At 51.5% G+C, this 12,790-nt stretch carries 8 protein-coding genes; 3 read left to right on the forward strand and 5 right to left on the reverse strand.

Annotated elements, in window-relative coordinates:
- Positions 1-245: 245 nt before the first annotated feature.
- A complete protein-coding gene (locus tag ACR0EV_RS23530) occupies positions 246-1,922 on the reverse strand; it encodes an adenylate/guanylate cyclase domain-containing protein (RefSeq protein WP_480802328.1) in 1,677 nt (558 codons plus the stop codon).
- A 137-nt stretch (positions 1,923-2,059) separates the two neighbouring features.
- Entirely contained in the window at positions 2,060-2,905 is an 846-nt protein-coding gene (locus tag ACR0EV_RS23535; RefSeq protein WP_480802329.1) for an MBL fold metallo-hydrolase, read from the reverse strand.
- Between the two features lie 383 nt (positions 2,906-3,288).
- On the opposite strand from ACR0EV_RS23535, the gene ACR0EV_RS23540 reads away from it, so the two are divergent.
- Positions 3,289-3,921 carry a tyrosine-type recombinase/integrase gene (locus tag ACR0EV_RS23540; RefSeq protein ID WP_480802330.1) on the forward strand — a complete coding sequence of 211 codons (633 nt, stop codon included), beginning with the start codon at positions 3,289-3,291 and terminating at the stop codon, positions 3,919-3,921.
- A 196-nt stretch (positions 3,922-4,117) separates the two neighbouring features.
- On the opposite strand, the gene ACR0EV_RS23545 is transcribed toward ACR0EV_RS23540, so the two are convergent.
- From ACR0EV_RS23545 to ACR0EV_RS23555, 3 genes are all read right to left on the reverse strand, one after another.
- Complete coding sequence (locus ACR0EV_RS23545; protein ID WP_480802331.1) at positions 4,118-5,017, reverse strand: hypothetical protein; 900 nt, start codon at positions 5,015-5,017, stop codon at positions 4,118-4,120.
- A 1,133-nt stretch (positions 5,018-6,150) separates the two neighbouring features.
- The gene (locus tag ACR0EV_RS23550) at positions 6,151-7,941 is read right to left on the reverse strand and encodes an adenylate/guanylate cyclase domain-containing protein (protein ID WP_480802332.1); all 1,791 of its coding nucleotides are present in this window, start codon (positions 7,939-7,941) and stop codon (positions 6,151-6,153) included.
- Positions 7,942-8,191: 250 nt separating this feature from the next.
- A complete protein-coding gene (locus tag ACR0EV_RS23555; RefSeq protein ID WP_480802333.1) occupies positions 8,192-9,709 on the reverse strand; it encodes an ABC-F family ATP-binding cassette domain-containing protein in 1,518 nt (505 codons plus the stop codon).
- Positions 9,710-10,201: 492 nt separating this feature from the next.
- Here ACR0EV_RS23555 and ACR0EV_RS23560 point away from each other — a divergent pair, with 492 nt between their 5' ends.
- Positions 10,202-10,960: a cyanophycinase gene (locus tag ACR0EV_RS23560; protein ID WP_480802334.1), complete on the forward strand. Its 759-nt coding sequence runs from the start codon at positions 10,202-10,204 to the stop codon at positions 10,958-10,960.
- A gap of 106 nt (positions 10,961-11,066) precedes the next feature.
- Complete coding sequence (locus tag ACR0EV_RS23565) at positions 11,067-12,416, forward strand: hypothetical protein (RefSeq protein ID WP_480802335.1); 1,350 nt, start codon at positions 11,067-11,069, stop codon at positions 12,414-12,416.
- Positions 12,417-12,790: the final 374 nt, after the last annotated feature.

Genomic DNA, 12,790 nt, shown 5'->3' on the forward strand with positions numbered 1-12,790 from the left:
TTCAGAGAGCATAGCATCCAGAAAACTGTCATAGGTGAATTGCGCGGAATCCGAGTTTTTGGGCTCAAAGCAATCATCCGACGTTTCCGGTCGGACTTGTTGACTCGCTTGAAGTGTTCAATTGTGTCTATGCGGACACCGGAAGGACCATTGGCAGTCCAATGCGATCACTAATTGTACGTTATGTAAGAGGTAGCTCAGCGAAGTTGGGGGATCCTGATAATCAGTCTAAACGCCATGGCCGGTTAATCTGGCATACCTGCTAAACGCAATGCGTTGAAGTAACGTTCTCCGCCTTCCGAGCCGCCGTAATCCACATTGCTACGCCATTTCGAGATCGTATCGCTTGGCTCCAGTCGTTGCATTTGCGCTAAAGCCTTGGAAGCTGCTTCTGATTCACCAAGCATTGCATGTGCCGCGGCTCTTGCACTGTGAAGCGCGGGGTAGTCCTGAGAATAGCGCAGTCCAGCTTCGGCATAGGATATCGCGTCCCGGTCTCGGCCCAACATTACACAGGCAGTTGCGGCACCTCCGGACGCACTAACGAATACCGCACTGTAGCGACCCAGTCGGAGTGCCGTTTGAAAACAACTAAGCGCCTTTTCAGGGTCTCCTGACCAATTGTAACCCCATCCCATGAACGAGTGGAGGCGAGCATCTAGCGGTGCCCTTTGCTGGATTTGCTCAAGTGCTACGGACAAGCGATCCGCATTCCCGTCGGTATTGTAATCAGCAACGGCTACGCTGAGGTCAAGCGTCGAGTTTTGCCCGGCCATATGCCGCCCCGCTTCGACCCACCCAGGGAGCAATTCGTAGTAGGGAGCCAGCTCAGAACGAAGGTCATAAGTTCGGGCACCATTCATCATCGAGATTGCTTCCGCATATGCAGCTGCAAGGTCCGGTTTGGCCGCAATCGCTCGCGCATGGTAAGAAATTGCGCCCTCGTAGCTGTCGATTTCCGAACCCGTCCAAGCAATCATACCCATTACTACACATTGCTCGGCGGTCAATTCGCTTTCAGGCAAAACGGAGAGCTTTGCGGTCTCGAACTGGATCAAGATTCCGCTTACGGCGTCCAACAGCTTTTCCACGACCTCGTCTTGCCAATCAAAGATAGCTTCAAGCACACCGTCGAACTTCTGAGTCCAGATTTCTGAACCAGAAGAGTCATGTAAACGGGCTTCCAAGCGCAAACGGTCACCATGACCACGCAGCACGCCGCGAAGTGAATATCCCTCCGAAGACTCCGTTGAGGATATCGCCGCGTTTAACCAGTTGATCGTTCGAAAATAAGAACCGAAATCCGACGTGAGAGATACGGCCATTTCCTTTAATTCAGTGCGCTGGTCGTTGCATGTCACAGGATGAATGAAGAGCTTTGGCAAGCTAGTCTCTGCGAAAGACTGTGAACTTTGCGATGCCCCCAGCAGTGGTCTATCGTGCATCCACACATCCAGGCTGCGCTGGATGTTCTTGAGCCTCTTCTTTCCCACAGCTTTGAAAGCATCTGCCAGAGTGCGATCAAGGTTCAAGTGTACGGGTTCAGAAATAGCTATGCCGCCGGATGGCGCAATGCTCTCAAGTCGTGCGGCAATGTTGACGCCGTCGCCCAGGATGTCGTCCCCTTTTTCTGTGATGTCGCCCACATGAACACCAATTCGCATGTTCAATAGCGAGTGCTCAACCAATTGCTCCTGTATCTGAATTGCGGCGGTCACAGCTTGCGCTGCGCTGTTAAATCGCGCCAACCAGCCATCACCCATGCTCTTGACGATCCGACCGGATTGACCTGCTATTGTCGGGGTTACGATGTCGCTTTCCAGGTGATCAAGCATTTGCAGTGTGGCTTGCTCATCTTTGTGCATGAGCGCCGAATACCCAACGACATCTGCGGCTAGTATTGCAGCCAACCTTCGTTGCAACTGTTGCCTCTTGTTCGACATAAGTTCGACGATAGATGATGCGGCTCTTTACTCCAACTGGTAGTATACGGGGTTCGCTCGGGGCTCGTTAATGGATCTCTCTGCATTTGGTATCAGCGATTACGGGACGCCAAATCTCATTCATCCCAACGAAAACCATCGTTATAGATTTTCACATGCCCTATTGAAGGCAACGCGAAGTGAGACCCCAAAACCAAGCAACTGGTTTCCGAGCAATGTTCAAGCAGCAATCTACGCGACTTCACTGCCATTTCGGCGTCGGAATCGAACTTGAAATGCCAGTCGGGATGGTGACATTGCGCGGTCGTGTGAAGCGCATCGCCAGTGATCACCGCCTCGCCCCCCCCGCTTTTCACGAGCACTGAAACATGGCCTGGTGTATGTCCCGGTGTTGGGAAAAACGTCACGTAATCACCCAACTTGTGCCCTGCCTCCACCAGTTCCACTTGACCAGCCTCCACTACAGGCAAAACGCTCTCGACGTAGGTAATACTGTTCTGCAAGCGCTGAGTTTCTTCATCATCCTTTGGCATCAGATAGCGCGCGTTTGGAAAGGTAGGCACCCAACGGCCATCTTCTAGCTGCGTGTTCCAGCCTATGTGGTCTACGTGAAGATGAGTGCACAGCACATAGTCGATTTCGTGAGTGCTCACGTCAGCGGCTTTCAGGGCTGCCATAAACCGACCGTCGGAGCGTTGATGCCATGCTGGATGATTTTGGTTGGTTTTGTTATTGCCGACACAGCTATCCACCAAAATGTTATGTGAAGGCGTTTTCAGAAGGAAACCTTGTATGGGCAAAATTAGTCGTCCAGAGCTGTGGTCGATGCTGCCGGGAGCAAGGCTTTCAATGACTGTTTTGACATCTGGTCCGGCGGTTGGAAACAACTCTTCTGGCTTCATGAATGGGGCATGAATCTCAAGAATTCGCCAAACCTCTACATCGCCAATCTTGCAGAGCATTGCTTCAATCCTTTGGTTGCCTGAATGTTGGAAGACCATCGCCTCTCAGGGCACTTGAAACAAGCTTGTTAAAGCTTTCATCCAGCGTGCAATCTTGCAAACAGACATATTGTGATGCCTCAGAGCAGAACGCAGCCAGATGATGGAGCACTCAGGAGAACAATCACAAAAAAAGCGTCGTAAACGACCTACAAAGCCATTGTACGATTAAGACCGTCCGTACAAATTTGCAAAGTCCGCTTTCTGCGCTTTCGAGACATTCGCAGAATTTGGTAGGTATGGTTTCTTACTTACCTCGGAGGCAGCGCGGTATGTTGTGATAGAGTGCTCCGGTCAACGTCGGGTTGTCGCTTGGGAGGGCATGGCGGATCGGAGGGTCAGTCATGGAAACACCAAACTTACCGGCCATTCGCGCGCTTCGCCCGGCCTGGAATAAGGGACGTATCGTTGGCCAGAAACGACCGCTGAAACCAAAGCACGTCTGGGCGATCCGCGTTCGACTGGAACTGGCCGAGAACCATCGCGACCTCGCGCTGTTCAATATGGCAATCGACAGCAAGCTTCGCGGCTGTGATCTTGTGAAAATGAAGGTCGTCGATGTGATGGCGTCGGGGCAGATCAAAGAACGCGCCTCAGTCCTGCAAAGCAAAACTCAAAAACCAGTCCGTTTCGAGATTTCCGAAGGTACCCGGGCCTCGCTCGAGAAGTGGATGCAGGACGAACTCATGGTTGGCTCAGAATATCTTTGGCCGGGCCGATTTCACGAGCGCCTGCACATCTCCACCAGACAATACGCGCGAATTGTCAGAGACTGGGTGACATCGATCGGTCTTGAAGCGAGCGCGTATGGCACGCATTCGATGCGGCGCACCAAGGTCACCCAAATCTACAAGAAGACCGGAAACCTGCGGGCCGTTCAGCTCTTACTTGGTCATACAAAAATGGACAGCACGGTTCGGTATCTTGGTGTCGAACTGGAGGATGCCTTAGCTATCGCAGAAGCCATTGAAATTTAGAAACTTCGGGTCGCCTTCAAGGGCGGCCCATTCCGGACGTTCACCAACTGGTCGACCTGCTGCGGCGCGGCCCGTCGAACCTGCCATTCGCTGCAAATGCAAAATCTCGACGTCTGCGAATTCACAGGATGCGGACGTTCGAACTCAGCCACAAGAACAATTCCCACACAATTGGCAAAATGGGTCAATGCTGCGATCAGAACCTGACCCTAAACGCCAGTCCAACCAGTGGCGCAGTTTCATAGCTCTGGCGACTTATTTCTGCTCCATTCGCATCATCTAGCGTCAGGCGGCCGTCAAATTCTGCGCCTGCAAATACGCTCAATGAAACTCCAGGATTTGGGTTGTATCCAACAGAAAGTACGACGGGGACACTCTTGTCTTCGCCCACCCCGTCTGGCGCGAGACCTTCCCCATCCAACCTGAATCGAATTCTCTCCGATCGTGCGGTTAAGGAAAGGTCTATGGTCTCAGTCAACGTGTGGCTCAGCGTCAACCCGGGGCCTTGTGTCGCTCCAATCCCTGAGCCAGTGTTCAAGTTCCAGCGATCATTTAGGTCCCAATCGATCAGAAGGGCCGGAAAAAAATCGGTACCACCATCTTCAAATTGAGAGAACGCGCCAAAGGCCGGTCCTATCGTCAGGCGCTCGTTAAGTTGCCAAGCAATACCCGCGAAAACGCCGTAGGTCCTACCATCAGATGCGGAAGCTCCACTTTGATAGTCCCACCTGATCTGTGGTGACACAAAAACTGTTGCTGTATCGCTCGCACGAAATCGCATGGGAACAGCAACGCGCAAGTCACGGATATTCTCCCATGGCTGATTGTTCGATTGACTAAAGCTATAATCCAGCTTGCCGAAGCTGGTTGAAAGCCCAATGGAGTTTCCTCCTTCCAGATTGTAAAGTGCGGTAGCGCGAAGAAATGCTCGGCTTGCAGAGAATTCGCCACCGTCACTCAAATCCGCGTCCCCTTGAAACGCAGCAAGCCCATCAACCTGATACGCCCAACCTAGCCGGTGCTGCGCGGCTGAAGGTAACGCTGCAAATCCTAGAGAAATAGCTCCAAAGCAGCACGTTAGAACAAGGTTTTTCATTTGGCGTTTCCCACGTGACGCTGATTCATGTTGGGTTGCCATTACTGAACGAACGTTTCAAGCCCAATAAAATCTGCTCTGCGGACCAAAGCAGCCATATTGTTTCAGTAGCTTGGTAACCGCACAGGCCTCTAATTTGTTGAACATTGAACCGAAAATAATGGCCTCCCGACGAAACCACTCACTAGAATCTCCGGGAGGCAACCAGACAAGTCTGGTAAATACGCGAGCAGCAGAGGTAATACAAATTTGCCACGCGTACGAATACTTGAATCTAAAATACAACAATTCAAGTAACTTTACGCGCGCCAAAAAGCTTGCTCTGGCGCGCTTGAGAATTTCTTGTTTGTTTCGGCCTAAACTTCCGCGTCGAAAAACGTGGCCGCGCTGTGCAAATGGCGGGCAACGAACTTGGAGAGTAGCGAACAGAATTTGCGCTCATGCCAACTTGGTTGACTACCAGCGGCTAACCGCACATTCGACATAGTCCGGCTAGTCCCATGGTCAGATTATCTCCCCGCGTTGCCTATCATCCCAGATAAAGGTGGCGCAGGGAACTTTGATCCATCCGTCGATCAGTACCGTAACAACAACACCCCAAAACTACAGCCCGCGTTGTTCACTTGGTTTCCCTCCGAACGATGCGGGTCTTTTTGAAGATGGGGGTGTAATGAGTTTCCGTTATTCAGAGCGACCGACCGGACCTTCCAATGCTGGTTCGGTAGGTGGTGCATCAAGTGCCTTTCGAAAGATCACCTTGTCGTCGCCATCGTCCCAAAAAATTACGCATACCCGAAGGTTGGTTCGAGTTGGAGTGTCCGAAATGGGCTCCTTGCAGAACTCGGTGCAGATGCAGCACAGGCCCCTGCCCTGTTTACACGATTCATCCAACAGCCCTTTGCTGCCCTTGAATGTGGGTAGACGATGCTACAGACGCAGTCCGCATTGTCGCCATTCGCTGCGACGCGAAACCCGGATCAGCTCGAACAAACGCATCGCGGGACTAAGCGGTCGTTTGCCAAATTGCTGAAAGTACTGTCTGATTGAATGACGGTTCATAAGGAATAGTGGTGCGCAGCATCTATGCCTGACTAAGAAGGCGTCACCTTGAATTGGAGGTGACGGCGTAACCGTTAGTCAGGCATACCCGCCGTCCGTAGGTCATTCAGCCAACGGTCGAAAACGCCCGGCGCAGTCCAAACGCCGTCGTATTTGTCTTTTTCGAACTGCAAGGTGCGGTTCGGAATGTCTTCCTGAAATTTCACATAGGTTTCACGCGCGCCTTCCAGATCTCCTACACACACTTGTATGACAATGAGATATGGCAGGTTACGAGAAGGTATTTCGGGTACTTGTTGGATGGTCTGCAAAGCTTCATCGCATCGTTCATCCGCCCAAAGCGCCCGCGCCAACTCCGCTTTATATGACCAATCATGCAACGGGTCGATCTCTATTGCGTGTTCGATATCAGCAATCGCGCCGTCAATGTCACCCAGAAGTATTTTGGTTGAGCCGCTTGCCCTATACACATTCGAATAGCTTGGATTTAGCTGCATTACCTTCTCATAAATCTTCAGGGCTGCTTTCAGATTGCCTCGAGACTGCTGCAATCGAGCAAGAAGGTATTGGTTGAGGTAGTTGTTCTCATCCAGCGCTACCGCTTTGGCTGCGTATTCTTCGGCTTTGCGGAGCTCCGCTTCGCGCTCGTCGCTGGTGCTGGCGTAGTGAGATTCACTCCAATGCACGAACCCCATCGACATGTACCCTATGGAAGCTTCCGGATCGGCCTCTATGGCCTGCTCATAGAACTTCACGGCCCTCGCATTCGCCTCTCTTCCGGGTTGTCGGAAATGGCTGAAGCCTTCCGCCGCCAAGTGCATTGCCGTTACCGTGCTACGGCTACCCTTTGGCGGCGTATAGTGCGATACCCTGCCGCCTACAGTTGAGGCAACCGAACGGATGATCTCCCCCTGAAAGTCAAAGAGTTGCCCCACTTCCCCATCATAGCGCTCAGACCATAAGTGATCGCCTGTATGTGCGTCGACAAGCTGCACTGAAATTATCAAGTTCTCACCGATCTTTTGCTGACTACCACTGAGAATGAGGTCTGCGCCAAGTTCTTCTTGAATGTCTTCAACGCTGGCGTCTTTGCCCTTGAAGCTGAAGCTTGAGTTCCGAGCGATAGTTTTGAACGTCGTGTAACGTGAAAGGTTGTTCAGGATGCCCTCGCTGATGGCATCACTTAGGTATCCGCGATCGGGACCGGGGCTTTGGTCTTCAAAGGCCATGACCGCGAGTTTTGGCTCGCCTGACCCTCGACCAGGGTTTGGCCATGCAAGAAACAGGTAAGTGACAAGGGCAGCCAGTGCCACGACCACAGATAAAACTAGCTTGGTGGCAGGTAACATGTGCCGATGATGGCCGACAGCCTTTGCTTCCTTTTCGGGCCAGACCCAAATGCCGACAGTCTTGGAAATGTTCTTCAACTCATGATCGCCTGAAAAGGAAAACTGAGTATCGATTTTGTCTAGCACAAGATCAGCCACTGTCTGAGAGATGCATATTCCTCGTGCCGGCGCGATTTGTTCAAGCCGGGCCGCGACGTTCACGCCATCCCCCATCAGGTTCTCACCATCTACCATGATATCGCCCATATGCACGCCAATTCGGAAGGGCATTTCACTACTGACCAACGCCGCTTGGATGCGCAAGGCACTCCTGACTGCCTCAACTGGACTAGAAAATTCGGCGATGACACTGTCACCTGCGCTACCGAAAATGCGCCCGCCATGATTTCCGATCTCGGCATCAATTATTTGACGAAGACCTTTGAGAAGCTTGAGTGTCGTCTCCTCGTCCTGTTCCATTCGCGTTGAAAAGCCAACCGCATCTGCAGCAAGTATCGTTGCCAAACGTCGGCTCATCGCTATTTTCCCAAGGGTCGGTTGCGTTTCAAATAAGGAAAGAACCCCTTAAAGACTAAGTCAAGAACTGAAGTAGATCGCCGTTGGCATTGCGCGAACGCACTTAAAGTGGCTGCTCTGGGCTCGTTCCGGACCTTTTCTGCTAGGCGTTCGCGTGGCTGGAGGGCGGACGAAGTGAACTTTCGGTGAAAAATTGCGAAAGGCAGTCTCGACGTCGTTCATCCCATATTCAGATTTTGGAATTAAAGATTCATTGTGAACCCATCTCTCTGGCCAAAAACGGTTCGGGGCTGTCTGTCTCTTCCAGACCTTTATCTGTGATGAGCCAAAACCGATTGCCAACATTTCGCAAAAAGCTGCGGTCGTGACTGACAAGCAAACATGAAGCGCCGTGTGTGATCAGTTCATCCTCGAGAGACTCTTGTCCTTCAATGTCGAGATGGTTGGTCGGCTCATCAAGTAAGTAGAAATTCGGATTTTTGAGCCGCAGTATTAGCATCGCCAAGCGCGCCTTTTGCCCCCCAGACAGCGCACCAATTTTGGTGTCTTGCATCTGAATGTTCACACCCGCACCCGCCAGTACACTGCGCGCGCGTTGGTCGCCGATATCAAACTGGCCCGCAACAACAGTCATCGGTGTATCGCTGTCTGAAAGCTGGCTCAGATGCTGATCTGAATAGGCTGACACAACCGAAGTAGCACATTTGACCGCGCCACTTTTCCCTGAAAGTGCACTTTGCACCATCTCTACCAATCGGGTTTTGCCGGTCCCATTGGCTCCCAAAAGTACGATGCGGTCTCCCGGCAAAATCCATTTCTGCCCGGTCTTGTACAACAAGCGACCGTCCGGCGTTTCAACCCGTGCGTCATCCAAAGTGACAAGAGCCTTGGCATGAGTTCCAATGTTTACCAGCCTGATATCACCGGCGCTGCGTTCGTGGTGCGCAGGTTTGGCACCCGCTTCAATCTTTGCAGCGCGATCATTTAGCTGTTTTGTCTTGGTCACCAAAAGGTCAGACCCTGAGTTGATGCCGATGTTCTTTAGCTTCGCTGCCTGATTGCGTAGCTGCTGTGCTTTGTTCAAATCATTGGCAAACCGCCGTTGGTCAGCGGCATCCGCTTCATCGAGCGAGGCACGTGCTGCCGAAAACGGAAGCGAATAAACACGTGACCTATTCGCACGCAAAAACAGCGTTTTGTTGGTGGTCGCATCAAGAAATGCACGATCATGAGACGTCACGACAACAGGCATTTCACGTGGCAAGGCAGACAACCAGTTCTGGAGTAAGCCTATACGATGCAAATCCAAATGATTAGTTGGTTCATCCAGCAATAGGAGATCTGGCTCCTGAATCCAGGCCGCAGCCAGCAATGCAGTCCTTTGCCACCCGCCACTCAATTCGTTGAGCAGACGATGCTGTAACTCATATGGAACACTCAGATCACCAAGCACGACATCCACACGCCAGCTTTCGTATTCTGCCTGCTCGGCAGAAAGGGAATCCAACACCCACTCATGGAGCGTTTTGGTGTAGGCGCGTTCCGGCACGTATTGGGTCACATATCCCACCCGCAAACCGCGCGCCCGGACGATACTCCCGTTGGTCTGTTCTGATTGACCGGCCATGCATTCTAAAAGTGTTGTCTTGCCGCGCCCATTTGCGGCAACCAATCCAATACGGTCACCCTTGGAAATTGTCAGGTTCAGTTCATCGAAAAGGACGTCGCCACAGGTTACGCTTAAAGCGTTGATGTTCATCACAGTCATCGGAGTCTCTGCTCATAGAAAGATGTGCCGGTGCGGCTTTGGGCAGACCGATAGAAAGGTGTTTCTCGGGCCCGCCCTGTAAACGCATTTACAGGGCTAAACGGGGACCATGCTGAAGTCGGCGGATGATACGCATGTTCAGCTTGTGCCCTCCCGTTGTAGATTGTGACTGTGTGCTCAGACCTTAAAAAACAATTCCCGTCTCAGCAAGCGGCTCGATAAGAAAAGCAGACCTTTGCCGCATTGCCAAAAATTGTAGAGTTGGGCTCCCTGCTTACGTTCGCCCGAACATCGCGAGCGACCGCTATGCGGACTTAGCTGCCCTCCGAAAATCACTTTCGGATGACCGTAGTAGCCCTTGAGCGGACCTTCACAAATAATATTTGCACGAAGTCCCGAATTGATAATTTTAACTAGTATAGCCAGCAGGCTCAGAGGATTTGAAGACTCGCGCGGCTTGACAGAAATCTCCTTTAGCTCGAACGTTGCTGGATGTTTAACAGAAGAAATTTTGTTCTGGCATCGTTGTCAGCGTGTACATTTCCGGAGCTTGCGACAGCCAAAGCGCGGACTCCAACATTGTTGGCGCATGGGGGCGGTGAAACTCCAATTAGCCTTACGAAAGAATTGCGCAAGCTGGCCAAAGGGAGGCGGTTGTTAATCGTACCTTTTGCGGCCAGCAATCCAGCAACTGCTGCCGCCAGGACCAAGGGCTTTTTTCGGCAAAGCGGCTTTGGGAAAATCGATGTTCTAGAGCTTTCGTCTGCGGCTGGAGCAAAAGCGCAAATTGCACAAGCTGACGCAGTATGGTTCACGGGAGGTGTTCAAAGTCGGCAGGTTCAGGCACTGAAATCCGTTCCAGGTGTCCATGATGCGCTTTTGACAGCATTTCGGTCTGGAACCGTTATGTCAGGAGGATCGGCGGGCGCGGCTGTTCTGTCAAAGCTGATGATCTCTGGTGGGTCCGGTGGCAGTGTTTTTACCCGAACAGGTTTAGGATTTTGGCCGGAAGTTGTCTTGGATCAACATGTCCGTCAGCGCGGGCGCGAATACCGTTTAAAAAAAGTCATTTCTGCCAATCGTAATTTGATTGGCTTTGGTCTGGACGAGGGAACCTGGGTAACATTCGTGAACGGGCGAGTAAGAGTACGTGGAAGTGGCAGTGTTCACGTGGTGATTTGGCAGGGCGATCAACTGGTAACTACCCACCTTCGTAAGGGACAAAAATTCAATCTACGTGGCAATACATGATTACAGTAGCGAAGAAGGTGACAAAGTGTAGGAAACTGGTTCTTAGATTTTTGGCGCAAAATCAACTGTAACTATTGGTAACAAGTAACAAGTAGAAGGAAATGGGATGTATGTTCTATTGAAAAGATGGATGATTTCATGGTTTTTGGCGACCTTCGCAATCACCGCACCTGTTAGCCTGTTTGCCGATCCCTCCAAAGATCCAGATGCAAAAAACACCGCTTTATTTCGGTTTCAACATGGCCCTGGAGCAGTTTGGGATGTACCATTCTATTTTAGGGTGCAGAACGAAGTCGTAACAGGCTTCGTCAATCAAAACGAAATCAATGGCGGACGAGAAACTTTTTTTGACTGGCAGCCAGAGACGCCAGAGGAACAAGCACCAACCCAGTTGCTTTCTTCCATCGGCGAAGGCGGAAAATTCCGCGAACACCTCACAGTATTGCTAAATTCAGCCAGTCTCGATGGAAGCCAATTCGATAAAGCTGTCGAGAATGGTAAAATGACCTGGCATGACGGGGGTTGGGGGCACCTTACACAGACGAAAATCAATGACTACATCGTCTATGTTGCTTTCAACAAAAACAACAACAACCCGACTGATGCGGCCGTCATTCGGTATGTGAAAACGCCAAGCGTAGAATACCTTTCAAAAGCATCTAAAGCGGCTCTCGAATTTCGTGCAAATAGGAAATACGCGCACTGCGGCCAACAAGCTCTTTTGGACGCCGGATTCGACCCTAAAGGTGTAGATGGTGCGCCTGGTAAGGGAGCCCAAACAGCCCTTGGCTCATGGGCAGAAGCTAACAGCTTCCAACTGCCGCTGTTTTCCCAAGAAACCGCCTCGCAGGTTTGCTACGCTCTGACAGCACCCGAAGTCGTATTAGATGGCGAGTATTCGTTGGGTGCGATGCCAATAGCGCCGGGAGCCGGATGGAATGGATGGACTGATAGCGTAAGTTCTGCTGAGGCCATTGTACTCCACAAGGATGGCGTGGTTCGCCGGATTGTGGCGCTCAATTTCCGCGATGGTGTCACACATCGCTATGTGGGCAATGGGGTCGACCAACTACTTCGCCCACCATTTACTATGACCGGAACCTTCATAACGCATGGAAACGATATGTCGCGGCACGAGACACTTCTTGCGCTTTTAGAGAACGACGAAATTGGTGCAATTGAAGCGTATGTACGCGGCAAGGGTGTCACTCTAAATGGAACAAAGGATGACTTGCGTTTCCGCCCAGACATGATCGACGCGCGTTGGAGCATCATTGGTGAAACTGGGGCTGGTGCCGATGTGGTGGTCGCGGATTTCAAACCAATTCGGAACCGACCCGAAGACCGTATTGTGATAGTCTTTTTGGACGGCGAGGGAACTTCGAACGATAAACTCTTATACGGATGGCTGAACCGTTCAGATGAAGCCAACATGAGAATCAGGCCCGTGGAATAGTAAATGGCGGACGAACCTCTACTGAGTCATCCTCCATACCACTAAGCCGTTTCGAATAGCACCTTTGTTGCTCAATGCCACGCTCCAGTCGCGACCGCAAACGTCATGCGAAGTTACTTCACTTTAAGAGAATTTTGTTCTTGGGCAATCAACCTGGATTTGCAAATTCAGCTTTTTGCCCATTGCAGTAACTGAGGCATCGCGCAGCATCGGTCAAAAGGGGCTCAATTCTGACCTTCGCCGCCCGTGCCGTGGCATCAAGCCCATTCGGCGGCTGGTCCGTGGCCCAAAGCTAATCAATGAGAAACGTGGAGCAACCACTGCTTTGTGAATACGCTTTCCTGGGCTAAAAGCGTGTTGCCATGGCATTAAGG

The sequence above is a fragment of the Ruegeria sp. CF8 genome (assembly GCF_056537285.1).